This window comes from Pseudomonas sp. P1_F7, from assembly GCF_056405655.1.
In genome coordinates this window covers 1-25,076 of record NZ_JBFUBR010000019.1, presented here as the reverse complement: position 1 = coordinate 25,076, position 25,076 = coordinate 1, and the positions used below count along the sequence as shown (strand labels likewise).

Genomic DNA, 25,076 nt, shown 5'->3' with positions numbered 1-25,076 from the left:
GGCAGTCACCGGATCATGTAGACCTTTTTGATGGTCTCGTGGACGGTACACACACCCTTCCAGTCCTTGCCAAAGAACGCGGCGGTGTCAGGCTTGATCTCGATCACTTCGCCGGATTCATGGACGTAGGTGCATCGGCCCTCGAGAAAGTGACAGAACTCGTCGCTGGTGACATGGCAAAACCATTTGCCCGGGGTGCAGATCCAGATACCGCATTCGGACTGGCCTTCCGGGCCTTTGTGCAGCACCACGCCGGAAACACGGGACTCGCCTTCGAGCATGGTCGGGATCACGCCCCAATCCTTGACGTCGGTGATGCTCAGCGGGTCGTACAGAAACGGGGTCGTCATGTGTTGCTCTCCAAAAAATCAGTTCAAAAGGACTATCAATAAACCTGTGGCGAGGGAGCTTGCTCCCTCGCCACAGGTCCGGTTTCAGGTTCAAGCCAGCATGTACACGTTGCGCAGGGTTTCCCGGACGTGGCATTCGCCGGTCCAGCCAGCCGGGAACAGCACCAGGGTGTTGGGGCGCACTTCGATCACTTCACCGTTGTCGTTACGGTAAGTGGCGTGCCCCGCGATGAAATGGCACAGCTCGTCCCGGGGAATCGACAGCCGCCAGCGACCGGGGGTGCACACCCACAATCCGGTTTCCGGGCTGTTGTTCGGGCCCTTGAACAGCAAGCGGCCGCTGGAATGCGAGACGCCTTCGATGGCATCGCTCTGCACGCCCCAGTCCACCAGGTCGGTGCGGCTGCTGACGGCTTCTAGGTACGGCGTGATACCCGCCGTGGTGGATGAATCAGGCATCGTTAAGCACCTTGTCGAGAATCGCGGCCGCGTCTTGCGGCCCCTTGCGGGATTGCATCTGCGCGCTGGTGCGCTGCAGGCGTTGGCGCATCGCCTCGTCGTTGAGGCACGCGTGGAGTTTTTCCGCGAGCTGTTCTTCGCTCCATTCGTAGCGATCGAGCTTGAAGCCGTGGCCGCTTTCTTCAGCGCGCATGGCGTTGTCGTGGCCGTCCCAGACGTAGGACATGACGATCGCCGGTTTGCCGAAGAACAGGCACTCGGTGAAGCTGTTGTTGCCGCCGTGGTGGATCACCGCGTCGACCTGGGCAATCACCGAGGGCTGCGGGAACCAGTTGGAAATCTGCACGTTGTCCGGCAGGTCCGGGTATTCGTCGAGGTGTTCGCCGACGTTGAACAGCGCCCGATAAGGCAGCTTGCCCACCGCCTCGATGAGGCGTTTGAGCAGCTCGACATCGCCGGAACCGAGGCTGCCGAAACTGGCGTACAGCAGCGGCTTGTCGTTGTGGGCGCGGAACGGCGGAATCTCGTACGGCGTGTCGTGGCGCACGCAACCTTGCAGGTAATGGAAACGCTCGGCCGGCAATGGATGACGCCGGTCGAACTTGACCGCATCCGGGTACAACAACAGGTTCATGAACGGCGAGGCTTCAAAGAATGTGCCCAGCGGATAGGGCTCCTCACCATGGGCTTGCAGGAACTGGTTGAAGTCGTCGTGGATCGGCCCGACCACTTCCTCGAAACGCTGGCGAAACTGTGCGTGGCCCGCCTTGTCGTCGATGCTCATGCCCGACAGATGCGGCGGGATATCCGGGTCTTCGATCTCGTTTTCCGAGCAGGAAATGATCCGCACCCACGGCTTGCCGTATTGCTTGATCGCCGGGAACAGGATCACGTTGTCAACGCAGATCAGGTCGGGCTTGACCTTGTCCAGCACCGCCGGCAGGTCCTTTTGCGCCCACTTGGCGGTTTCGACAATGGCGGCCCAGCATTCCTTGACGTAGTTGTCGATCTGCTCCAGCGGCGACTTGCGGAAGTTCGGAATGTGGCCGTTGATGAAATCCACCCAGTAGCGGGCCATCTCTTCGGCCGGCATCGGCGCCGACATGTTGACCATGTGCTCTTCAAAACCATAACCGGCATACACACCGCTCATGCCCGGGTCGGTGAGGAACACCGCTTTATGCCCCAGGGCTTCACAGGCCTGGGCGATACCGACTGAGTTCAGCGCCGGGCCATAAGCGGCTTCCGGAAAGAATGCGATCACTTTCTGTTTCATCGAGTGCTGCTCCTGCCTGGTCTTTTTATTGTTCAGCGTGTCAATACGCGGGCATGCCGGGCTTGCCAGCCCAGCCGGATGGTCGTGTCGATTGCGAAATGGGCGAATTCAAACTGTGAGGACGGCACGCGGACGATCAGCGGTTTGTCGCTGAGGAGTGTCTGCACATGCAGGTTGGTGTCGAGGCCGTGGTAGGCGACTTCGACGATTTTTCCGCTGACCTGATTGGGGCAATCGCTGCCCTGCTCCGTCAGCACTTGCAGGCGTTCGGGGCGAACCACCACGGCGACGGCTTGGCCGGTCACCAGCGGCGCGTCAGTTTCAACGTTCAACTCCTGGCCGTTGACCCGCACCGAGCGCTGGCCCGAGCGCACGCCTTCGAGCAGGTTGCTGACGCCGATGAAGTTGGCCACGAAACGGCTGTTGGGGTTTTCGTAGAGTTCGGACGGGCTGCCGCACTGGCAGACCTTGCCGCCATCGAGCACCGCCATGCGGTCGGACATCACCAGGGCTTCTTCCTGGTCGTGGGTGACGATGATGAACGTGATGCCGCTCTCGTGTTGCAGGCGCTTGAGTTCCAGCTGCATCTTTTCCCGGAGCTTCTTGTCGAGGGCGCCCAAGGGCTCGTCGAGCAACAATACCCGCGGACGTTTGACCAGTGCCCGGGCCAATGCCACCCGCTGACGCTGGCCGCCGGAAAGCTGATCGGGCTTGCGCTCGGCCAGCTCGCCGAGTTGCGCGGTGCTCAGCACTTCATCGACCCGACGGCGGATTTCGCTTTCCGGCAGGCGCTCCATTTCCAGGCCGTAGGCAATGTTCTTGCGCACAGTCATGTTGGGAAACAGCGCGTAGGACTGGAACATCAGGTTCAGCGGACGCTTGTTGGCCGGCAGCGGCGAGATGTCATGGCCGTCCAGGTAGATACAGCCACCGCTGGGAGTCTCGAATCCGGCGAGCATGCGCAGCAGCGTGGTCTTGCCGCAGCCGGACGGCCCCAGCAGCGCGAAGAACTCGTTTTCGCGGATGCTCAGCGACACCTCGTTGACCGCCAGACTGTTGCCATAAGACTTGCTGACCTTATCCAGGATCAGTACCGCAGATGAATTATTCATGGGTGCGAGGAGCCTTGTTGAGACGCTGCGAAGCCAGTAGCGCGGTGATGCTGACCAGCATCACCAGCGTCGCCAGAGCGTTGATTTCCGGGGTGACGCCGAAGCGGATCATGGCGTAGATCTGCATGGGCAAGGTGGTGGAAGCCTGGCCGGAACCTGAGTTGAAAAAGGCGATGATGAATTCGTCCACCGACAGGGTGAACGAGAGCAAACCGCCCGCCAGCACACCGGGAAAAATCACCGGCAACAGCACCCGGCGCAAGGTGGTGAACCAGCTCGCTCCGAGGTCGATCGAGGCTTCGAGAATCGAATAGTCAAAGTGCTTGAGCCGGGTGCGCACCACGGCGCAGACGAAGGCGATGTTGAACACCGCGTGGCTGATGATGATCGAGTGCAGCCCCAGACCGACCTTGAGCAGGTTGAAAAAACTCAACAGCGCAATCGCCAGCACGATGTCGGGAATGATCATCGGCGCCATCAGCAAGGTATCGACCACCTGGCCCTTGTGGTTGTCCTTGCGGCGCAACTCGATGCCCAGCGCCAGGAACGTGCCGAGTACGCAGGCAATGAAGGTTGCCGACAAGGCAACGATCAGGGTGTTGAGCGCCGCCGACAGAATCGCCGTGTTGTGCGCCAGTGCCGCATACCACTTCAGCGATACGCCGCCCCAGGCGGTGGGCAAGCCGGATTTGTTGAACGACAACAGGATCAACACCAGGATCGGTATATAAAGGAAGGCGTACACCAGCCCCAGGTGTGAACCCAGCACGGTGCCGCTGACAGAACGAGACTGACTCATGAGCGCGCCCCTTCTGCACGACGGGCCACCAGTGCCTGGATGAACAACAGGATCAACATGATCGCGATCAGGAAGAAGCTCAGCGCCGCACCGAACGGCCAGTCCCGCGCCGTGAGGAACTGCGAATAGATCAGGTTGCCGACCATCTGCACCTGCTTGCCGCCCAGCAGGTCGGCAGTGATGAAGTTGCCGATGCTCAGCACGAAGACAAACACCGCGCCCGCCGCGATACCCGGCACGCTCAGCGGCAGGATGATCCTGCGGAAGGTCATCCAGCCCGAGGCACCGAGGTCCTTCGAGGCGTCCCACAGTTCGTTGTTGATCCGCGACAGCGACGAGAAAATCGCCAGGATCACAAAGGGGATGTAGTTGTAGACCAGCCCCAGCACCACGGACGACTCGGTGTACAGCAGGCTGATGGGTTCACCGCTGTAGCCGAACGCTTGCAGCATGCGGTTGATCAGGCCTTCGCGATTGAGCAGGACGATCCAGGCGTAAGTACGGATCAGGTAATTGCTCCAGAACGGCAGCATCACCAGAAACAGATACACCGCCTGACGCCGCCGTGGCGCGCGGGCAATCGCATAGGCCGCCGGGTAGCCGATCAACACCGCAAACACCGTGGCCAGCCCGGCGATTTTCGCCGACTTGAGCAGGATGCCCAGGTACAGCGGATCAAACGCGCGCTGGTAGTTTTCCCAGGTGAACAACCAGTCGATGCCGCCATACGCGCCGCGTTCGACGAAGCTGTAGACCAGCACCAGCAGGCACGGAATCACCAGAAACATCAGCAACCAGCCGAAGCCGGGCGCAAGAAGCCAGGCCGACAGACGCCTGTCAGCATGCAAAGCACTCATTAACCCTATCCTCCCGCCTCAGGACAGAGGCGGCTTGCGAACGTGGCGAGGCATGCCGGGCATGCCTCGGATCGACGTGGCGTTAGTTCTGCGCCGCCATGATTTCGGTGACGGCCCGGGTGTAGGCCTTTTGCGTGGTGCCGCCCAGGTCGCGCAATTGCTCCATTTTCAGCAGCTCGGCGGGGGCGATGGTCAGGTTGGGGTATTGCTTGAGCAGATCAGCAGACAACCCGGCCATGGCTGCCTGGTTGGGGACTTTGTAGAGGATGTTTTCAGCGACCCAGGCGTGGTTTTCCTTGGCCAGCATGAAGTTGATGAAGTTGAAGGCCTGGTCCTGGTGCTTCGAGTTCTTGAGCACCACCATGGTGTCCACCCAGAGGTCGGAACCTTCCTTGGGCACCACGAATTTGATCGCCGCGTTGGCTTGCGTGCCGTAGTTGCACCAGCCGTCCCAGGCGTGGGCCATCAGCGATTCGCCGGAGGCCAGCTTGGAATAGAAGGTGGTGTCATCGAAGGAGAGAATGCGTTTTTTGGTGGCGATCAGTTGATCGCGAACCGCGGCAATTTGCGTGGGGTCGCTGTCGTTGACCGACCAGCCCTTGGCGAGGAAACCGGCGCCGAGCATCCAGCGGTCGGTGGCGAGCATCGTCACCTTGCCCTTGAGGGCATCGCTCGGATTGAGCAGCTCGTTCCAGCTTTGTGGCGCCGGCGTCACCTTGTCGGAGCGGTAGCAGATGCCGGTGGTGCCCCAGGTGTAAGGCACGGAGAACCGGTTGCCCTGGTCATATTCCAGGTGCGTGGCTTCGGGGTAGAGGTTTTTCAGGTTGGGGACTTTGACTGGATCGATGTCCGCCAGCAGCCCCTGCTTGTGCAGGACTTCGGCGAAGGGCGAGGAGACGAACACCACGTCATACCCTTCACCGCCGGACGCCATCAGCTTGCCCATGATTTCTTCGTTGGTGGCGTGCAGCGCCTTGTCGACGTCCACACCGCTGGCAGCCTTGAACTTCTCCAGCGCATCCGGGGCCATGTAGCCGTCCCAGATGGAAATCACCATGTCTTTCGCACTTGCAGCCTGTGAAGCGATCGCCAGGGAAACGGCCAATCCCACGCACAGAAGATCATTCAGCTTGCTCATAAATACTCACCCGACGATTGTTTATTGTTGTGTTCGAAGGCAGTACGGCAAAACGAGAAACGATTGCTGGTGTTTTTTTTTAGAAATTAGGACCAGCATCAAAAGATGTCAACGCATTTTTTCCAGCCTGACGCTTCGCCGGCGCATGACATAAGATGGGCAACTGAGTCCGACAGCGGATCACAACGAGAAAAGACGCTTGAGCACGACAGCCGAAAAAAAACCGCGCACCAATCACCTGGAACTGGCCCGGCGCATCCTCGACCACACTCAGGAAAGCGGCCTGGTGGCCGGCGACCCGGTGGCCGAGCAGGCCCTGGCCCGGACCTTCCAGGTCTCGCGCACGCTGATTCGCGGCGCGCTGAAAGTGCTGCTGGAAGAAAACCTGCTGAGCCACGAAGCCGGCAAGGGTTACCGATTGCTGGCCTCGCCGGCAGGCCAGGCATTCAACGCCGCCCTGCCGCAAGCCGAAGAAGAAGAACTGGCCGCCTCAGTGCTGCGCGACCGCATGGCCGGGCGCCTGGGCGACAGCATCAGCATCAGCGAACTGATGCGCCGCTACGACATCGGCCGGCCGGCGGCACAAAAGGCCCTGCAGCAATTGAGCGAAAACCAGGCCATTGAGCGCGGCCCCGGCCAGTCCTGGCTGTTTCGCCCTTCACTGAACAGCCTCGCAGCCCTTGAAGAAAGCCTGAAATTCCGCCTGATCCTTGAGCCCGAAGCCCTGCTCAGCCCGAGCTTCAACGCCGACCCGCAACGCCTTGCGCTGTTGCGCAGCGCCACGCAAAGCCTGCTCGCCCGCCCCGTGGAAGACTTCGATATCCAACAGTTTCGCGAACTGGACATCAGCTTCCACGAACTGCTGGCCCAAAGCTGCGGCAACCGCTTCATCAGCGACGCCCTGCTCCAGCACCAGAGCCTGCGCCGCCTGCCGAACCTGCTGCCATCGGTCAGCGTGCACCGCCTGCAGGAAGCGCTGCGCGAACACCTGCAAATCATCGCGCACATCGAACGCGGACAGATGGAGATCGCCGCCGACCTGCTGCGCCTGCACCTGCGCCTGAGCGCCGCGCAACGCCCGCAAACCGCCAACCGTGGCATCCCGCAAAGTCATCTGTTCGGGCGTCGCTAATCGGCCCGTAAAAACATGATGATTTTTTTTTGAAAATAAGACAGCATCAAAAACACCTTCAGGAGCGGCGGGTCTGACCCGCCATGGACAGTCCCTCGCCATGCAAAAACAAAAACTGATCGCCCTGTTTCCGGAAGCCAGTTTCGGCGCGGCCTTGAACTGCATTGGTATCGCTCAGTCGCTGCGTGAGCTGGGCGCGAATCCGGTGTTCATCTGCCATGAGCATTTCCAGGGGCTGTTCGCCGAGTACGGTTTCGACGAATACCCGATTCCGCAAGCGAGTCCATTGTCGGCGGCGGAACACCAGCACTACTGGGAGCGCTTCATCGAGCGCAGCATTCCCTACTTCGACCAGACCCCGCTGGCGCAGATCGACAGCTACGTGGCGCCGGCCTGGGAAGCCATCATCGACACCGCGATCGAAGCGGAAAAACCCTTGCAGCAGTTGCTCGGCCGCCTCAAGCCCGACGTGATCGTGCTCGACAACGTGGTGATGTTCCCGGCCATCGCCAACGCCGGTTGCCCCTGGGTGCGGATGGTGTCCTGCGCCGAAACCGAACTGCCGGATGTGGCCGTTCCACCGTACCTGTCCGGATGCCTGGCCAGCGACACCCAGGCCTGCGAGCGTTACACCGAGCAGTACCTCAAAGCCGTCGCACCGGCCCATGAACGCTTTTCGCAATTTCTCCTGAGCAACGGTACTGCGCCTTGCCCACCCGGACAGTTCCTCACTGACTCGCCATGGCTGAACCTGCTGCTGTCGCCGACGCCAGTGCGCTATGAACGCCAGCAACCGCTCGACCCGCAACGCTACGTCTACCTCAATGGCTGCGTGCGCCGCGAAGCGCCGTACATCGTCCCGGACTTCCCACGGCACAACGACGCGCCACTGATCTACCTCAGCTTCGGCAGCCTCGGCGCCGCCGACACCGGGATGATGAAGCGCCTGATCAGCACCATCGAAACCTTGCCGTACCGTTTCCTGGTCAACGTCGGTGCCTACCGCGACATGTACACCACCGTGCCGGACAACGTGTACCTCGACAGCTGGTTTGCCCAGCCGGCGGTGCTCAAGGAATGCGATGTGTTCATCCACCACGGCGGCAACAACAGCTTCTGCGAAGCGCTGTACTTCGGGCTGCCGTCGCTGATCATCCCCTATTGCTGGGACGGCCACGACAACGCCGCCCGGGCCGAGGAAGTCGGTGTCGGCCGCTACCTGCCGCGCTTCGCCGATCCCCTGGCCGCCCTGCCCGCCGCCCTCGAACAACTGCTGGCCGACCAATCGATGAAACAACGCCTCAAAACGTTCAGCGAGCGCATGCAGGCGACCCGCGGCACCGAGATTGCCGCTCGCGCGATCATGGCGCTTCCAGACCTCTAGCCATAACAACAAAAACCGTCGGGCAACCGAACGCAATCGTCGCTGCCCGACACACCGCCGGAGTTTCAGCATGAATGCCCCACCGCGTCTCGATTCCCTCGACCACGTCCTGCCCCATCCCTTTTGGCAGGACACCGTCACCCCACCGCCCGCCGCAACTTCCGTCACCGGCACGGTACATTGCGACCTGGCGGTGGTCGGTGGTGGCTTTACCGGATTGTGGACGGCGTTACTGGCGCACCAGCGCAACCCCGGGCTGGGCATCGCGATCATCGAGGCGCGACGCTGCGGCGGTGAGGCCAGTGGACGCAATGGCGGCTTCTGCGCACCCAGCATTTCCCACGGAGTGTCCAACGCACTCAAGCGCTGGCCGGATGAAGCAGAGCAACTGATCCGCCTGGGCCGGCAGAACCTCGATGAACTGGCCGCCGACCTGCAACGCTTTGGCATGCACGTCGAGTTCGAACGCCAGGGCAAACTCAACGTCGCCAGCCAGCCGTGGCAAATCGACGGGCTGCGCTCAATGCAGCGCAACTATGCGCGGTTCGGCATCGACTGCCAGTGGCTGGAAGGCAGCGACCTGGCACAGAAGCTTGATTCACCGGCGTATGCGGCCGGCCTGTTCGAACCCAATTACGCCCTGCTCAACCCGGCGAAAATGGCCGCTGAACTGCGCCGCATTTGCCTTGAACAAGGCATTCAACTGTTCGAAAACAGCCCGGTCCTGCAACTGGATGCGGACAAAGACAACTTGCGCCTGCGTACAGAAAGCGGCGAAGTGATCGCCGGGCAAATCGCCCTCGCCACCAACATCGCCCCGCCGCTGCTCGGCCATCTGGCATCGAGCGTGATCCCGGTCTACGACTACAGCCTGGTCAGCGAACCCTTGAGCGATGCGCAGCTGCAAGCCATCGGCTGGACCGGGCGCTACGGCATCGCCGACGCCGGCAACCAGTTCCACTACCTGCGCAAGACCGCCGACAACCGCATTCTCTGGGCCGGCTTTGATGCCATCTACCATTTCGGTGGACGCCGCGACGAAGCCCTGACCCAGCGCCCGCAAAGCTTCCAGCGCCTGGCCGAGCAGTTTCACCAAACTTTCCCGGCCCTGGGCGATGTGCGCTTCAGCCATGCCTGGGGCGGCATCATCGACACCTCCGCGCGCACCACGATGTTCACCGGTTGCGAGCAACAGGGCCGCGTCGCCTATGCCTTGGGCTTCACCGGGCAGGGGGTGTCCGCCAGCCGCTTTGCCGCGCTGAACATGCTCGACCTGCTGGCCGGCGAGCGCACTGAACGCACTGAACTGCTGATGACCTCCAAGGCGCCCTTCCGCTTTCCGCCCGAACCGTTGCGGTATGTCGGCGTGAAACTGGCCCAACGCTCACTGGCGCGCGAAGACCGCGACGGTCACCGCGACCTGCTGCTCAAGACTTTCGATGCCTTTGGCATCGGCTTCGATTCCTGATCCGGAGACCACCATGTCCACAGCCCTGCCCCGGCACGTCATCGACTTCGCCAGCGAACTTGCCCCCCGTGAAACTGAAATCAACGACCCTGCCGTGGTCGACGCGCCTTATCGCAGCAAGAGTTGGCGGCACTTTGTGGCGCCTGAGAAAAACGCCGTGGCCGGCATCTGGGAGGCGGGACCGCACCGGGAGCGTTGCCAGTGCGATTACGATGAGCTGTGTCACATCCTCGAAGGCAGCGTACGCCTGACCGATGCCGAGGGCGTCGCGCGCACGTTCGGCCCCGGCGACTCCTTCGTGGTCACCAGTGGATTCAACGGCACCTGGGAAAATCTCACCACGGTGCGCAAGGTCTATTTCATCCTCGGTTAACGGGCCTCGACCGCTACGTCAGGCTGCTGACGTACCTGATTACGCCCATTGCGCTTGGCCTGGTACAGCGCGTCGTCGGCGCGGGTCAACAGGCTTTCCGGTGTGTCGTCGGGTTGTGCATGGGCCACGCCGAACGACGCGGTGATGGTGTCCAGCACCGTGTCGGTGCCCCGGGCCTTGACCCGCAGCGACTGGATTTTCAGGCGCAGGCGCTCGGCAAAAGCGCCGGCAGACGCCAGACCCGGGCAATCCTTGAGTACGACACAGAATTCTTCACCACCGTAACGCGCGGCAATGGCCTCGGCCGGCAGCGAGTCTCGCAACACCTGGGCGACATGCTGAAGCACGCGGTCACCCAAGGGATGGCCGTACTGGTCGTTGAATTGTTTGAAGTGGTCGATATCCAGCATCACCAATGCCACACCGGTCGCCGCGTTGTTCATCGCCTGCTCGAGCTTGCGGTTGAAGGTGGTGCGGTTGAGCAATTCGGTCAGGCCATCGAGGGTCGCGGCCAATTGGGCGCGCTCAAGCTTGTCGCGCAGGCTTTTGATTTCATGCTGCGCGGACTGCAACTGGGCGAGGAAATGCTCTTGCTGCCCCTGCATCAACCGGGTGCTCTGTTGCAGCTGGATCAGGATGCTCGGCAAGCACTCGCTGGCCGGCTCTTCGAGCATTTGCAGGTATTGGCCGAGGCTGGCCTGGAAGTTCTGGTTGCCTTTCACGCTGCGCGAAACATCGCGCTCCATGTCGTCGACCAGGTTGATCGCTTCCTGCTGCCCGGAGCGGGCGTCCGCCAGTTCGTCGCGGATGATGTACTCGCGAAACAGTTTGGCGGCCGACTCCGGCGGGAAACAGTCGAAATCGTTGACCACCCGGTCCAGCTGCCGATTGAGTTCCGGCTCCTGGCCTTTGCTGTAGGTGTACCAGAGCGCGTAGTGCACCGGGTTGGGGGGAATGTTGTGACGAACCATCAACGGCACTGCCTGCTTGAGCAACGCCGCCGCCTCGCGGGAGTCTTCTGGATACAGCGCTAGAACAGTCGCACGCGTGTCTGATTGGCTCATGGTTTCACTGTGGTTGTTTTTATTTGGCGATTGGCAAACGCGCTGAGCATAACCATACGCCCGAAAAACGGCCATCCCTGGCGCTCACAACCGCTCAATCTGGTACATCTGTTCCAAATACCCGATCAACCGCCGGTTGGCATCAACCCGGCCTGCGGGCCTTGCGCCGAGTGCAGCGCCATCAGCACGCCGCCGACCAGGTGGCCGACGATGATCGCGACAATGCCCCAGACCAGGTCCAGGTGAATCAACTGCAGCCGAGCTGCGCCGGTGACGTCAGCCTGATCGCCTCAGAGTTCAAGGCTTACGCAATAAATAAGTATCCATGATCCAGCCATTGGCCAACCGCGCGGCCTTGCGCACCCGTTCGATTTCATCCGCCACATCCTTGAGCTTGCCGCTGATCAGGATTTCATCCGGCGTCCCCAAATAGGCGCCCCAGTAAATCTCGGTGTCCTGATCCACCACCTGACGGTAAGCATCCTGAGCATCGAGCATCACCACCAGACTGTCGGCATCGCTCACCTGCCCCGCCGCCAAACGCCGGCCTGTGGTGATTTCAACCGAGCGGCCTATCTGGTTGAGCGTCACCTTGTGCTGTGCCGCCAACGCCTGGACGCTGGTAATGCCGGGGATGACCTCGAACTCGAACGCGCAGGCACCTGAAGCCTGGATCGCCTGAAGGATACGGATGGTGCTGTCGTACAACGCAGGGTCGCCCCACACCAGAAAACCACCACACTGGCCGTCGGACATTTCCTCGTTGATCAGCCGTTCGAAGGTCTGCTGCCTGGCCAGGTTCAAGTCGTCGACACTGGTCTTGTAATCCACCTCACCGCGCTCGCGCTCCGGGCTGTGGGCTTCGACAAAACGGTAATCGCGGTCGGTGATGTAGCGTTCGCAGATTTCGCGCCGCAAATCGATGAGTTTGTTTTTGCTCTCGCCCTTGTCCATGAGAAAAAAAACGTCGACCTGATTCAGCGCCTTCACCGCTTGCATCGTGATGTAGTCGGGATTGCCGGCACCGATGCCGATGACCAGGAGTTTTTTCATCACAACAGGTCCTCGGGGTCGGTGCCCGGCAAGCGCAGCCGCCAGCGACCATGGAACCTCAACTCGACCGCCGACAGGGGTTCGACGTCGATCAGGCTGGACGACGCGCCTTGCAACACCTGCTGCAGTGCGGCGCGGATGACAAAGGGATGGGTAATGGCAACGATGTGCCCCGACGTCGACTGCAACGTTGTCATCCACGCGCCCACTCGCTCGCCCAGTTGAACCAGCGACTCACCACCGTGGGGTGCCGAAGCCGGATCCCCCAGCCAATGCTGGAGTGCTTCGGGATCGGTTTTTTGCAGATTGCCGATGCGTTCACCGCCCCAGCGCCCGAAATCGCAGTCCTTCAGCGCGTCAACAATCTCCGGCGCACTGCCGAACAGTTCAGCGGTTTGCCGGGTGCGCAATTCCGGGCCGCAGACAAGACGCGCAGCGCCCTTGAACTGATTGCAACGGGAAAGCCTGAGCGCTTGCCAATCCATCTCCAGAGGTTCGTCCAGAGGAAAACGCGCCAATTTCTGTGCGACGGTTCGAGCGTGACAAATCAGGGTTAAACGGGTCGCCTGCACCAGCAATCACTCTATGAATGGAAAGGAACGACGGCGTCAGGTGACCGCCATTGCGCAATTGTGCCGCAAGAAAGCAGACCCGGGGGGTGTTTAATTTTCCTGTTTGAAACGGATTCCTTCAGTCATTTCCTGGCAGATTTTCTGTAATGGCTGACCGTAATAAAGGCAATCACCTACAAGACTTTACGACATCGGCGTAGCCCCTTGGCACAGGCATTTCGCCCCTTTTTCGGACACGGACAAACCACGCGAAAATTAACTAGACAGGCAGCGCGCGATAATTAAATACTCCTTTCAACGGACTGTTAAAACACGTACCACGCTCATCCAGCAGGAGCCTGGATGCCCTTTCTCGAACACCCGATCAACGCGCCTGGCCAGGCATCGCATCCGGCGCAATCGCCCATTCCTTGTTTAATGCGGTCCATCCCAAGAAACATCTGACAAGAAAAAGAGTGGCGCCTGACAACGTTCAGACGACCACCCATTTAATGTGTGGAAAAACCGACAGTGATAGTCAGGTTCGGCTCAATCCGCCGAATCGTTTGATACAGGAGTGTCTCCATGCTGGTCTTGCGTCCAGTCGAGTTAGCCGACCTGCCCCAGTTGCAGAGGCTGGCTCGTGAAAGCCTCGTCGGCGTTACATCCCTGCCCGACGATAGCGATCGGTTACACGGAAAAATCCTCGATTCCTGTGCGTCGTTCGAGAAGGACGTCGCGGGTCATGGCCCGGAAAACTACTTCTTTGTACTCGAAGACCTGACGACGCAGCGTCTGGTCGGCTGCTCGGAAATCCTCGCCACGGCGGGGTTCAACGAGCCGTTCTACAGCTTGCGCAACCGGCACTTCACCAGTACCTCGAGGGAGCTGAACATCGAGCACGGTGTACCGGCCTTGTCGTTGTGTCACGACCTCAGTGGCCACACCTTGCTGCGGGGCTTCCATATCGATGCCGCGCGGGTGCGCAGCGCGCATTCCGAATTGCTGTCGCGGGCGCGCCTGTTGTTCATCGCCGCCCACGCCCGGCGTTTTTCCGAAACGGTGATCACCGAAATCGTCGGCTACAGCAGTGATGAAGGCCACTCGCCTTTTTGGGATGCCGTGGGCAAGCATTTCTTCGACTTGCCCTACGTCGAGGCCGAACGGCTTTGCGGCCTGCAGAGCCGCACCTTTCTCGCCGAACTGATGCCGCAGTATCCGATTTACGTGCCCATGCTGCCCCAGGCGGCACAGGACTGCATCGGCAGCATCCACCCCGACGGCCAGGAAGCCTTCGACATCCTTGAACGTGAAGGCTTCGAAACCAACAGCTACATCGATCTGTTCGATGGAGGCCCGACCCTGTATGCGCGCACGTCGGGCATTCGCTCCATCGCCCACAGCCAGTGCGGAGTAACGCAGCCTGGCCCGGTGATCGATGCCCGTGGCAGCTTTCTGGTGAGCAACGAGTCCTTGAAGGATTACCGGGCCATCGTCGCCGATCTTGATTACATCCCCGGGCAGCCCGTGACGCTGGACGCCACCATGTGCGAGGCGCTGAAGGTGACCGAGGGCAGTCCGATCAGGCTGATCGCCCTGTGAATACCCGCCAGCGACGTCACCGCCCGAGCACTCGCGAACAAGGAACAGCCGCATGATTGTCCGTCCGGTCCAGATCACCGACCTGCCCGCCCTGTTCACGCTGGTGCGCCAGGCCAGCCCCGGGCTCACCAGCCTGCCGGCCGACGAAGAACGCCTGGCCCACCGGGTCCGCTGGGCGCAACGCACTTTCGCCGGACAGGTAGATCGGGCCGATGCCGATTATCTGTTCGTGCTCGAGGACGACGAGCAGCAAGTGGTGGGCGTCAGCGCCCTGACGGGTGGCGTCGGTCTGCGCGAGCCCTGGTACAACTACCGGGTCGGACTGACGGTCAGTACTGCACCGGACCTGGGTATCCAGCGCCAGATCCCGACCCTGTTCCTGAGCAATGAACTGACCGGGCAATCGGAAGTCTGCTCGCTGTACCTGCGCCCCGATCAGCGCCAGGGAAGCAACGGCCGTTTGCTTTCGCTCGGGCGTTTGTTGTTTGTGGCCGAATTTACGCAGCTGTTCGGCAACCGGCTCATCGCCGAATTACGCGGCAGTACCGACGAACGAGGCGGCTCGCCGTTCTGGGACAGTCTCGGCCGGCACTTTTTCAAGATGGATTTCAGCCATGCCGATCACTTGTCCGGGCTGGGCAGCAAATCATTCATCGCCGAACTGATGCCGCGCCAGCCGCTGTACACCTGCCTGCTTACCGAACAGGCCCAGGCGGTGATCGGCAAGGCCCACCCGAATACCGAGCCGGCCCTGAAAATCCTCAACGCCGAAGGGTTTGCCCACAAGGGCTACATCGATATCTTCGACGGCGGACCGGTCCTTGAAGCCCAGGTTTGCGCGATCCGCACCGTGCGCGACAGCCAACCACTGTCACTGGCCATCGGTTCGCCGGACGATAAAGCGCCCCTCTGGCTGATCCACAACCGCCGTCTGGAAAACTGTCGCATTACCTGCGCACCGGCCCGACAGATGGGCAACAGCCTGGTGGTCGATCGTCTGACCGCCAAGCGCTTGCAGCTGCAACCCGGTGACTCGGTGCGCGCCGTGCCGCTGCTTGACCAACGGCAGCAGGCCGAGGCGGCGTGACTTATCAGTTCCATCGTTGCGACGTCAATCGGCCTTACCCAGCAAATTCGTCATCATTCTCCCCCTGCGCGCGTGATAGCCTTTTATTTCTTCGGCGTTGACACTTTTGCTCAAGCCCTTCCATTCCATTGGTGGAACTCATATGTCCAGGCTTTCCCATCAAGATTTGCGCCGCAATTTTCGCCAATTGTTCGCCTCCGACACCTGCTACCACACAGCCTCGGTTTTCGACCCGATGTCGGCCCGCATCGCCGCCGACCTGGGCTTCGAAGTCGGGATCCTTGGTGGTTCGGTCGCCTCGTTGCAAGTGCTGGGCGCCCCTGACTTTGCCCTGATCACCCTCAGCGAATTCGCAGAACAGGCCACCCGCATCGGCCGTGTCGCCCAGTTGCCGGTGATTGCCGACGCCGACCACGGCTACGGCAACGCGCTCAACGTCATGCGCACCATCGTCGAACTCGAACGTGCCGGCGTCGCTGCGCTGACCATCGAAGACACCCTGCTGCCTGCGCAGTTTGGCCGCAAATCCACCGACCTGATCACGGTCGCCGAAGGTGTCGGCAAGATCCGCGCGGCACTGGAAGCCCGCTGCGATACGGAAATGGCGATCATCGCCCGCACCCACGCCGGGATTCTGCCGGTGCAGGAAATCATCAGCCGCACCCGCCAATACCAAAGCGCCGGAGCTGACGGGATCTGCATGGTGGGCGTAAAGGACTTCGACCATCTGGAGCAAATCGCCGAGCACCTGAGCGTGCCGTTGATGCTGGTGACCTACGGCAACCCGCTGCTACGCGATGACAAGCGTCTGGCCGAACTGGGTGTGCGCGTGACCATCGACGGCCATGGCGCTTACTTCGCCGCGATCAAGGCGACCTACGACAGCCTGCGCGAGCAACGCCAGATCCTCACCCAGACGTCGGACCTGAGCGCGACCGAGCTGACTCACACCTACACGCAACCCGAGGAATACATCCGCTACGCGGAAGAGTTCATGAGCGTGAAGGAATGACGGTTTAATGCCGTTGACAGTGTGAATTGACACGACGCCATCGCGAGCAAGCTCGCTCCCACAGGTTTTGCGATGGACGGTCACACCGAGTCGAGCAGTTCGTGATGGGGTTTCCCGTTCCCGCAACAGATCACACGATTACGCCCGGTGGTCTTGGCTTCGTATAGCGCATGATCGGCGTCGTTGAGCCAAAACGTCGCTTCGCCGTGGGCCGGATTGAATGACGCCAGGCCAATGCTCAGGCTGACTTTCAGCGCCGGATTCTGCTCGTACCCCAAGGTGGCGAAGCGAACGCGCAGGGCATCCATGACGGCGATGGCGCGGTTCAGGGGCAGGTCCGGAAGGATCACGCAGAACTCGTCACCGCCGTAGCGCCCGGCCACATCGGTCACTCGCAGGTTCTGCCTGAGCATTTTGCTCAACTGACGCAGGACGATGTCGCCAGCAACATGGCCGTAGGTGTCGTTGATGACTTTGAAATGGTCGATGTCGATCAGCGCAATCGCCCCGCCTTTTTGCTGGCGTTTGCAACGCTGGAACTCGACCTCCAGCTGGTCCTTCCAGGTGCCATGGTTGAGCAGGCCCGTCAGGCTGTCGGTGCGGCTCAGTGCCAGCAGTTCACGCTTCTGACGGCCGAGGGTATGGGTCTGGCGGAAGCAGATCCAGCCCAGCGCCAGCGGATACAGGCACAACAACGGCAAACAGGCATAGAGCTGTACCGGGCTGGTAGCAGGAATGAACGCCGGGGTGAAAATCTGCAGGCCAACACAGAGGCCCAGCACTTGTGCGGCCGTCCCGGCCAGCAGGAAGCGCAAGCCGCCGATGGCCACGTTGTGCATGGCCATCATGGAGATGGTGGTCGCGCTGGGCAGTGGATTGAATTGCATGGCGGCAATCCAGAAGCCGCCGAGAAAGGCATCGATCAGCAGATTGCGGTGTTCGGCATGATAGGGCGTCCTGGCCCGGCGTGCCCATTGGTAAGCCAGGTGCGGCCAGATCAGGCCATTGAACCACATGAATCCCCAGACCCAGGGCGCCGGATCGAGTGGATACATCGCCGCGCTCACACACACCAATCCCAGGGCCACCCCCAGGATTCGCGATGTGTAGAGCCTCCTGGCCAATGAAACCCCCTTTCCTCCCGTTTTTGCCATAAGGCCTCTGTACCACTCGACGGAATGCGATAACAGCCTGAGCCTATGCGCTGGAGTCTATCAGGGCGAGATCAAATAGCCATCACCGACTGACGGACTGAATATCGCGACATCACGCTCGCATAAAAGCAAAAGCCTCGTCTCCAGAAACGGCTATACATGAAAGAAGGGTTGATCAATGACCATAAGAGGAGGCCCATGCAGACCTTTCAAGTATTGATCATCGGCAGCGGGTTTGGCGGACAATGTGCCGCAATCAATTTGCTCAAGGCCGGCATCGACGATTTTCGCCTGCTGGAACGACGGGATTTCTTCGGTGGCACCTGGTGCCAGAACACCTACCCCGGCGCGGCAGTCGATGTGCCATCGCCGCTGTACTCCTTGTCTTTCGCCCCGTATCGCTGGACGCAAATGTTCGCCGAACAGGCCGAACTGCACCGCTACACCCGCCATGTTGTGGAACACTTCGGCCTGCGGGACAAGGTGGAACTGAACGCGAATGTCGAGCGCGTCGAATGGGACGACGCCAACAAGCGCTGGACGGTTTACACCGCCGGCAAAGGCACGTTTTGCGCGCAGTTCCTGATCAACGCGACCGGGCCGCTGAGTCAACCGGTGGTTCCGCACTTCAACGGACAGGAACGCTTTCAGGGCAAGACTTTTCACACCAACAACTGGGATCACAGCTACGACTACCGGCAAAAACGCGTGGCCATCGTCGGCAGCGGCGCCAGTGCGGCCCAGGTCATTCCGGCCATTGCCCCGGACGTCGGGCACTTGCATGTGTTCCAGCGCACGCCCCACTGGGTATTGCCCCGGGCTGATCGCAGGTTTGGCCGCTTCCAGCGCTGGCTACTGGGCCTCAAACCCGCCTACAAGTTGCTGCGCTGGGGTATCTACTGGCAATTCGAAACCCGGGTGTTTGGCTTCAAGTATTCGAAGCCGGCCGTGCACATGGTTCAGCGCCAGGCCCTGCACTTCCTCAAACGCCAGGTGCCGGACGCCGAACTGCGGCGCAAACTGACGCCGGACTACACCATCGGCTGCAAACGGGTGATTCTGTCCAGCACGCTGTACCCGGCCCTGGCCCGCCGCAACGTGACTCTGCACAGCCGCGAGCAAGGCATCGCGTCCATCGACGAAACCGGCATCGTTACCCTCGATGGCCAACACATCGACGTGGACCTGATCGTCTGGTCCACCGGCTACGATGCCACCGACGGGGTGATTTCCTACCCGGTAACGGGAAAAAACGGCACCTGTCTCAAGGAGGTCTGGGCGCAATACCCGCGGGCCTACCTCGGCACCGCCCTGCCGGACTTCCCCAACCTGTTTATCGTCACCGGGCCGAACACCGGCATCGGCCACACCTCGGCGCTGTTCATCATCGAATCCCAGATGAATTACATCCTCGATTGCATTCGCACCTTGAAGGATCAAGGTTTACGCAGCATCGAAGTTCGCCATGAGGCGGAACGTACCTACACTGAAATGATCCACCGGGAAATGGAACGCACCGTGTGGAAGTCCGGTGGTTGCCACAGTTGGTATCAAAGCAAGAGCGGTCATGTGATTGCCATGTTTCCGGGGTTCAGTTTCAGCTTTCATCGCTTGACCCGAACGCTGAAGCCCGCCGATCACATTTTGTCCTGAGCAGATACAAGGGAGACGCGTGATGCTTTTGTTGTTCGTCGTTCTCGCAGTGTTCGTCGCCTGGAGCTGGCTGACCTACCCGGCCATCGGCTACTGGCTCTATGACTTGAACATGGCGGCCGAGGCCAAGCTGTACCGGCTGCACAAAATCGTCGTGCCCATCCCCGAGATGACCGTCTCGACCTGGCAAGGCGGGCCGTACGAGGCCACCAGCAATGTGCTGATGCTCCATGGCTTCAGCGCCGACAAGAACCTCTGGCTGCGTTTCGCCCGGCACTTTGTCGGCAGCCATCGGGTGATCATCCCGGACATCGCCGGCCATGGCGAAACCGGCTTCAAGGCGGGTGGCGGCTATGACATCCCCCTGCAGGCCAAGCGCATGATCCAGCTGCTGGACGTGTGCGGGGTGGAGAAAGTCCATGTCATCGGCAATTCCATGGGCGGCTACATGGCCGCATGGCTCGCGGCTACTTACCCGGAGCGCATTGTGTCGGTGGCGCTGATCGACCCGGCGGGTGTCACCGCGCCCGAGCCCAGTGACCTCGAGCGGCATTTGGCCAAGGGCCACAACCCGTTTCTGATTCACTCGCGGGAAGAATTCCAGCGTTTCTACGCCATGACCATGGCTTCGCCTCCCTGGGTACCGAAGCTGGTTCTCGATGCCGTCGCCCAGCGCTATGAACAGTCCCGCGATGAGCTGGAGGAAATCTTCCGCGAATTTCGCGCCAGTCCGCCGATGGAACCGCACCTGCCCGACATCACCGCCCCGGCCCTGTTGCTGTGGGGGCGCAAGGACCGGCTGATCGATGTCAGCAGCGTGGCGGTCTGGAGCAAGGGCATCGCCGACCTGCGCGTGCATATCTGGGACGCCGTCGGGCACATGCCCATGGTGGAAGCCCCCACCGGCTCGGCGCGGCTGTATCGCGAGTTTTTGGCATCGCTGCGCTCGGAGAGCCCGCAGGATCAACGACTGCACTAGGGGGGGGCGTTCTCAATTAGTTTCCCTACCGCGCCGGGTCTGCTGTTGTGCAGGGCAAGGCGCGAGAAGCGCAGTTTGGTCATTCCAAATCAGCTTCGAGCAACACAGCCCTGCACAACAGCAGGCCCGGCCCTTCGGGTTGTGCCTTAAAGCTGGCCAGGCTGCGTTGCAGGCCTTGGAAAGGGAACAACCATTCCCAGCGGCCTACGCCTTGCCTGGCCAGCTTTAAGGCGACAACGCGGTGGGGAAACTAATTGAGAACGCCCCCTCGCAGTCCTTTGCAGAATGAAGTTCGTCAGAAACTTCGTTTGTCGGCGTCACTGAAGGCTGCGATCTTTCGTCCATCCTTTACGTCACCGCGCCAGGAATCCTGTTCATGAACCACCCGAACTTCGTCAGCCCTGACCTGATCCGCCAACGCTTCTCCAAAGCGATGTCCGACATGTATCGCGAGGAAGTGCCGTTGTACGGCGCGTTGATGGAACTGGTGGAACAGACTAATCGTCACGTGCTGGACAGCGATGCGCAAATCCTGCAGCAGCTCACGAGCACCGGCGAAATCGAGCGCCTGGACCTGGAGCGTCATGGGGCGATCCGCGTCGGTACGGCCGCTGAGCTGGCGACCCTCGCCCGCCTGTTCGCGGTGATGGGCATGCAACCGGTGGGTTACTACGACCTGACACCGGCCGGCGTGCCGGTGCATTCCACGGCTTTTCGCGCGGTGCATGAAGCGTCGTTGCAGGTCAGCCCGTTCCGGGTGTTCACCTCGCTGTTGCGCCTGGAACTGATCGAAGACCTGGAACTGCGAGCATTCGCCCAGTCGATGCTTGACCAGCGCTCGATCTTCACCCCCATGGCCCTCACGCTCATCGAACGTGCCGAATCCCAGGGAGGCCTGACCGAGCATGAAGCCCTGGCGTTCGTCGAACAGGCACTGGAAACGTTTCGCTGGCACCACAGCGCCACCGTCACTGCCGAGCAGTATCAACAACTCAGCGCCCAGCATCGTCTGATCGCCGACGTGGTGGCGTTCAAGGGCCCGCACATCAACCACCTGACACCGCGGACCCTGGACATCGACATCGTCCAGTCGCAAATGCCGGCCCACGGCATCACCCCCAAAGCGGTGATCGAAGGCCCGCCCCGCCGCCAGTGTCCGATCCTGCTGCGCCAGACCAGCTTCAAGGCCCTGGACGAGCCGATTGCTTTCACCGATCAAAACGAGGCTCGCGGCAGCCACAGTGCCCGTTTCGGCGAGATCGAACAGCGCGGTGCCGCCCTCACGCCCAAAGGCCGCGCCCTTTACGACCGCTTGCTCAATGCCGCCCGGGACGAACTCAAGGACTTCCCCAACGAAGCCAACGCCGCGCGTTACAACGTGCTCATGGCGCAGCACTTCAACGAATTCCCTGACACCTGGGAAGGCATGCGCCAACAGGGCCTGGCTTACTTCCGCTACTTCGTGACGGAAAAAGGCCTGGCGGCGGGTGACCTGACAAACTCCGCCCTGGAAGACCTGCTCAGCAGCGGTTGCCTGCGGGTTGAACCGCTGGTGTACGAAGACTTCCTGCCGGTCAGCGCGGCGGGGATTTTCCAGTCGAACCTGGGGGACGCGGCGCAAACCCGTTACGGCGTGCACTCCAACCAGCAAACCTTCGAAAAAGCCTTGGGGCGGCCGACGATCGATGAACTGGAGCTGTATGCCGACAGCCAGCGGCGTTCGATCGAACAGTGTTTCGCGGCGTTGGCCGATGTTGTTCAAGTCAATAAAAAACATGACTGAACGACTTCTCACCACTCAATAAAAAAAACGGGCGACCTGTAGGTCGCCCGTTTTTTATATCCGAAACTTTCAATACAGCAAAAAAAGTGTTCGCCCAGTGCAATGGCCTCGGCAATCCATGCACTGGTAAAGAGCCCTGACACTGGGCGAACGGAAAGTATTTTAGTAGAAGCGAATTAATATGTCCGTGCCGCAAAGATGAAATTTATCGACACAATGTTTAACAGGATGTCGATTTAAATACTATGCAACACGGCAGCTCAAACTCACCAGCTCGACCATTATGAGCTGATTATTCCTATACAAAACTTGCACAAAAATAATCAGCCCGTATAGAGCCATTACTCGATATCAGTGCTTGCTGGTCACCGTCAATACATCGGTATAAACCACGTTCACGCTTTGCCCGACTTTCAAGTCCTTGAGTTTGGCCTGGACCTCAGGTCGTTTCACGTCGACCGTCTTGGACTGGCCTTCCGGGTTTTCGAAGGTCACCTGGTTTTTCTTCAGGTCAATGTGGGTGATTTTCAGCTGCACTTTCACCTGACGGTAAGCTTCGCCGCCGGGGTTGGCGCTACCTGGTGCAGCGCGCACTTCACCGGTGGCTTCGGCGGTGCCGGGCAGGCCTTTGTCGACATCGGTGTCGAGGTAGGCGGCAACGGCGCTGGTGACCCTGATATCGACCGTATCGCCGGCCTTGAGGTTTTTGAGGTTTTTCGCCTTTTCGGTCAGTTGCACAGGGAACTCATTACCCTGCGGGCCTTTAAGGACCACGGAATGGTTCGCGGTATCTACCGAAACGACTTTGGTGGTGACCTGATCGACCACCACAACTTCGGACAACGGAATATCGGCGGCAACCGCGCCAAAACTGGCGGCAGACAGCAAGGTAGCGAGGGTGATGGCTTTGGTCAGTGCATGGCGTTTCATAGGCAGAACATTCCCTGTGATAGATGGCAACAGACGGCGTTGAAACCAGGCTCAACGCCATGTGTGCGAGTGAGCATAGACGCTGTTCTGCGAGTGGTCGCGCCGGGGCGGTGATTTTCCTTGCACAAGCGCCTAGTACCCGGTCATTTCCAGATAGCCTTCCCCGCCATGACTGCCACTGAGGCGCACCGGGCCTTCCCAGTACGGAATGCGCAAGTCCATCCAGGCTTGGGGATTGAGCGCGGTGATGGCGATATCGAGATGTCTGGCGGGGATCTTGATCGACCAGCGAACGGGCATCTCGCGTCCTGCCACGCGGGCGGTGTCTTGCGGCGTGAGGCTGATGTCGCTGGCGTGCAGCAATTGTGTCTGGCCCCGGGCGTCGATCCAGGTGCCGGTGAGGTAAGGCTCGCCGTTTTTTTGCCGCATGCGATACAGCATCACCTGCTCGCCGCTGTCCAGGTGCAGGGAGAACCAGTCCCAACCGCTCTGGTTGGCCGTCAGGGGCTGGCTGCTCCATTCGCGGTCAAGCCAGGCCGGGCCACTGACCTGAAAGGTTTGGCCGTCGATGTCCAGCGTGCCGCTGGCCTGGAAAAACGGCTGGCTGTAGTAATAAGAGGCCTGACCCTGCTCGGATTTTTGGCTGAATCCCTGGTCCCCCTGAAGCACCAGCGGACCTGTCGAGGTCAATCGCAACCGATAGCTGAAACGCGGGGCGCGGGCGCTGAGCAGCAGGTCGGCCAACGGGTCGTCGGCGGTCGCCTGACTGCGCAACTGCCAGTCGTCGATCCACGCATTGAACGGCGCAACGCTGACACCGGCCTGACCGACGCCGCCACGGGCATAACGTTCGGCCGCGTGATGCGCCGTCGCCGACGTCACCGCCGCGTGGCCGAGCCAGATCGTCTGATTCTGCCATCCCGCCACTTCGGGGATGGCTTTCAAGGCGCTGCGGAACAACGTCCACTGCGCGCCGAATTCATGCCCCTGATCGTCCTTCAGGTTGGCCGTGACGTACCACCATTCGATGCGAAAGCCGTCGTGCGGACCGTGATCCGTCGGGAACCTGAACGCCCGCCCGGGCACCACAGGGGTGAACGCAGCGGCCTGGTTGCCCAGCCCGGCAAAACCCTTTTCTACCGGCGCCGGTTGATCGCAACCGCTCGACAGCAGCGCCAGGAGCAATACGCCGACCTTAATCTTCATGGGCGAACGTCCGCAGCAGGTCCGCCGGTTGCGTGCGGTACAAACGGTACAACGGCCAGGCCGAAGCCAATAACGTCGCCACCAGCGCCAGCCCCATCAATTGCAACAGTTGCCATGGAAACACCCGCAACGGCAGACGCCAGCCAAAAGCCTGCACGTTGATCACCGTGTCCAGGCACCACGCCAGGGCGATGCCCAGCGGCAATGCCAACACCAGGGTCAACAGAGCCAGCAACCAGGTTTGCCCGAGGTTGAGCAACATCAAATGTCGACGTGTCACGCCCAGCGCCCACAGCGGCGCCAGTTGCCCGAGACGGCTCTGGCTTTGGGTCAACAGACTGATGAACAGCGCCACCCCTGCCACGCACAGCGTAAGGCTATTGAGCGCGGCGGTGGCGGCGAAAGTGCGCTCGAACACTTGCGTGGACCAGCCCTTGAGCCGCGCCTGATCGACGATGCGGCTGTCGTCCAGAGTAAACCGCGTCTGCAATGCCGTGACGAACGCCGGGATCGACGCCGGCTCGATGCGCAGGTTGAAGCGGCTCGGTGTCAGTTGCGGCCAGCCGCGCAGCAGGTGATTGATATTGACCAGAATGTGGCCCTTGGGATTGCCGTAGTCGGCGTAGATCCCGACGATCCGCGGCGACCAGGGGC

At 60.8% G+C, this 25,076-nt stretch carries 25 protein-coding genes; 10 read left to right on the top strand and 15 right to left on the bottom strand.

Annotated features, from left to right (window positions below; translation table 11 throughout):
- Positions 1-5: 5 nt before the first annotated feature.
- From AC1D1M_RS25830 to AC1D1M_RS25800, 7 genes are all read right to left on the bottom strand, one after another.
- Positions 6-350 carry a cupin domain-containing protein gene (locus AC1D1M_RS25830; RefSeq protein WP_007976122.1) on the bottom strand — a complete coding sequence of 115 codons (345 nt, stop codon included), beginning with the start codon at positions 348-350 and terminating at the stop codon, positions 6-8.
- 90 nt (positions 351-440) lie between these two features.
- On the bottom strand, positions 441-809 hold the full coding sequence (locus AC1D1M_RS25825) for a cupin domain-containing protein (protein ID WP_223455677.1): 369 nt from the start codon (positions 807-809) through the stop codon (positions 441-443).
- Positions 802-2,085, bottom strand: a complete 1,284-nt coding sequence (locus tag AC1D1M_RS25820) for a nucleotide disphospho-sugar-binding domain-containing protein (RefSeq protein ID WP_477777824.1) — start codon at positions 2,083-2,085, stop codon at positions 802-804. Before AC1D1M_RS25820 ends, AC1D1M_RS25825 begins: the two co-directional genes overlap by 8 nt.
- A 32-nt stretch (positions 2,086-2,117) precedes the next feature.
- Positions 2,118-3,197, bottom strand: coding sequence for an ABC transporter ATP-binding protein (locus AC1D1M_RS25815; RefSeq protein ID WP_477777823.1), 1,080 nt, complete (start codon positions 3,195-3,197; stop codon positions 2,118-2,120).
- The gene (locus AC1D1M_RS25810) at positions 3,190-3,996 is read right to left on the bottom strand and encodes an ABC transporter permease (RefSeq protein ID WP_477777822.1); all 807 of its coding nucleotides are present in this window, start codon (positions 3,994-3,996) and stop codon (positions 3,190-3,192) included. Before AC1D1M_RS25810 ends, AC1D1M_RS25815 begins: the two co-directional genes overlap by 8 nt.
- Positions 3,993-4,853: an ABC transporter permease gene (locus AC1D1M_RS25805; RefSeq protein WP_477777821.1), complete on the bottom strand. Its 861-nt coding sequence runs from the start codon at positions 4,851-4,853 to the stop codon at positions 3,993-3,995. The genes AC1D1M_RS25810 and AC1D1M_RS25805 overlap by 4 nt, the downstream gene beginning before the upstream one ends.
- Positions 4,854-4,935: 82 nt before the next feature.
- Entirely contained in the window at positions 4,936-5,991 is a 1,056-nt protein-coding gene (locus AC1D1M_RS25800) for a polyamine ABC transporter substrate-binding protein (protein ID WP_477777820.1), read from the bottom strand.
- A gap of 199 nt (positions 5,992-6,190) precedes the next feature.
- On the opposite strand from AC1D1M_RS25800, the gene AC1D1M_RS25795 reads away from it, so the two are divergent.
- The 4 genes from AC1D1M_RS25795 to AC1D1M_RS25780 all read left to right on the top strand — a co-directional run bounded on the left by AC1D1M_RS25795 (position 6,191) and on the right by AC1D1M_RS25780 (position 10,348).
- On the top strand, positions 6,191-7,123 hold the full coding sequence (locus tag AC1D1M_RS25795) for a GntR family transcriptional regulator (RefSeq protein ID WP_477777819.1): 933 nt from the start codon (positions 6,191-6,193) through the stop codon (positions 7,121-7,123).
- Positions 7,124-7,223: 100 nt separating this feature from the next.
- Complete coding sequence (locus AC1D1M_RS25790; RefSeq protein ID WP_477777818.1) at positions 7,224-8,507, top strand: nucleotide disphospho-sugar-binding domain-containing protein; 1,284 nt, start codon at positions 7,224-7,226, stop codon at positions 8,505-8,507.
- Between the two features lie 70 nt (positions 8,508-8,577).
- A complete protein-coding gene (locus tag AC1D1M_RS25785) occupies positions 8,578-9,975 on the top strand; it encodes an NAD(P)/FAD-dependent oxidoreductase (RefSeq protein WP_477777817.1) in 1,398 nt (465 codons plus the stop codon).
- A gap of 13 nt (positions 9,976-9,988) precedes the next feature.
- Positions 9,989-10,348 carry a cupin domain-containing protein gene (locus AC1D1M_RS25780; protein ID WP_477777816.1) on the top strand — a complete coding sequence of 120 codons (360 nt, stop codon included), beginning with the start codon at positions 9,989-9,991 and terminating at the stop codon, positions 10,346-10,348.
- Here AC1D1M_RS25780 and AC1D1M_RS25775 read toward each other — a convergent pair.
- The 4 genes from AC1D1M_RS25775 to AC1D1M_RS25760 all read right to left on the bottom strand — a co-directional run bounded on the left by AC1D1M_RS25775 (position 10,345) and on the right by AC1D1M_RS25760 (position 13,037).
- Complete coding sequence (locus tag AC1D1M_RS25775; protein ID WP_477777815.1) at positions 10,345-11,412, bottom strand: GGDEF domain-containing protein; 1,068 nt, start codon at positions 11,410-11,412, stop codon at positions 10,345-10,347. The two genes, AC1D1M_RS25780 and AC1D1M_RS25775, sit on opposite strands and share 4 nt — an antisense overlap.
- 125 nt (positions 11,413-11,537) lie before the next feature.
- Positions 11,538-11,663 carry a hypothetical protein gene (locus AC1D1M_RS25770; RefSeq protein WP_477777814.1) on the bottom strand — a complete coding sequence of 42 codons (126 nt, stop codon included), beginning with the start codon at positions 11,661-11,663 and terminating at the stop codon, positions 11,538-11,540.
- Positions 11,664-11,709: 46 nt separating this feature from the next.
- The gene (gene cobF / locus AC1D1M_RS25765) at positions 11,710-12,465 is read right to left on the bottom strand and encodes a precorrin-6A synthase (deacetylating) (RefSeq protein ID WP_477777813.1); all 756 of its coding nucleotides are present in this window, start codon (positions 12,463-12,465) and stop codon (positions 11,710-11,712) included.
- Positions 12,465-13,037 carry a histidine phosphatase family protein gene (locus tag AC1D1M_RS25760; protein WP_477777812.1) on the bottom strand — a complete coding sequence of 191 codons (573 nt, stop codon included), beginning with the start codon at positions 13,035-13,037 and terminating at the stop codon, positions 12,465-12,467. The genes cobF and AC1D1M_RS25760 overlap by 1 nt, the downstream gene beginning before the upstream one ends.
- A gap of 564 nt (positions 13,038-13,601) precedes the next feature.
- Here AC1D1M_RS25760 and AC1D1M_RS25755 point away from each other — a divergent pair.
- From AC1D1M_RS25755 to AC1D1M_RS25745, 3 genes are all read left to right on the top strand, one after another.
- Entirely contained in the window at positions 13,602-14,618 is a 1,017-nt protein-coding gene (locus tag AC1D1M_RS25755) for an arginine N-succinyltransferase (protein ID WP_477777811.1), read from the top strand.
- Between the two features lie 52 nt (positions 14,619-14,670).
- Positions 14,671-15,705, top strand: a complete 1,035-nt coding sequence (gene astA, locus AC1D1M_RS25750) for an arginine N-succinyltransferase (RefSeq protein ID WP_477777810.1) — start codon at positions 14,671-14,673, stop codon at positions 15,703-15,705.
- 142 nt (positions 15,706-15,847) lie between these two features.
- Positions 15,848-16,717: an isocitrate lyase/PEP mutase family protein gene (locus tag AC1D1M_RS25745; RefSeq protein WP_150725242.1), complete on the top strand. Its 870-nt coding sequence runs from the start codon at positions 15,848-15,850 to the stop codon at positions 16,715-16,717.
- 80 nt (positions 16,718-16,797) lie between these two features.
- Here the strand turns inward: AC1D1M_RS25745 and AC1D1M_RS25740 are convergent, their stop codons facing one another.
- A complete protein-coding gene (locus AC1D1M_RS25740; protein WP_477777809.1) occupies positions 16,798-17,871 on the bottom strand; it encodes a diguanylate cyclase in 1,074 nt (357 codons plus the stop codon).
- Between the two features lie 198 nt (positions 17,872-18,069).
- Between AC1D1M_RS25740 and AC1D1M_RS25735 the strand changes: the two genes are divergently transcribed.
- From AC1D1M_RS25735 to hglS, 3 genes are all read left to right on the top strand, one after another.
- A complete protein-coding gene (locus AC1D1M_RS25735) occupies positions 18,070-19,524 on the top strand; it encodes a flavin-containing monooxygenase (RefSeq protein ID WP_477777808.1) in 1,455 nt (484 codons plus the stop codon).
- 22 nt (positions 19,525-19,546) lie between these two features.
- Entirely contained in the window at positions 19,547-20,503 is a 957-nt protein-coding gene (locus AC1D1M_RS25730; protein WP_477777807.1) for an alpha/beta fold hydrolase, read from the top strand.
- 376 nt (positions 20,504-20,879) lie between these two features.
- On the top strand, positions 20,880-22,286 hold the full coding sequence (gene hglS / locus AC1D1M_RS25725) for a 2-oxoadipate dioxygenase/decarboxylase HglS (protein ID WP_477777806.1): 1,407 nt from the start codon (positions 20,880-20,882) through the stop codon (positions 22,284-22,286).
- Positions 22,287-22,637: 351 nt separating this feature from the next.
- Here hglS and AC1D1M_RS25720 read toward each other — a convergent pair whose 3' ends face one another.
- From AC1D1M_RS25720 to AC1D1M_RS25710, 3 genes are all read right to left on the bottom strand, one after another.
- A complete protein-coding gene (locus tag AC1D1M_RS25720) occupies positions 22,638-23,216 on the bottom strand; it encodes a hypothetical protein (RefSeq protein ID WP_477777805.1) in 579 nt (192 codons plus the stop codon).
- A gap of 132 nt (positions 23,217-23,348) precedes the next feature.
- Complete coding sequence (locus tag AC1D1M_RS25715; RefSeq protein WP_477777804.1) at positions 23,349-24,422, bottom strand: lipocalin-like domain-containing protein; 1,074 nt, start codon at positions 24,420-24,422, stop codon at positions 23,349-23,351.
- Positions 24,412-25,076: ABC transporter permease (locus AC1D1M_RS25710; protein WP_477777803.1), on the bottom strand; the 665-nt coding region annotated here is incomplete at its 5' end. The genes AC1D1M_RS25715 and AC1D1M_RS25710, both read right to left, overlap by 11 nt.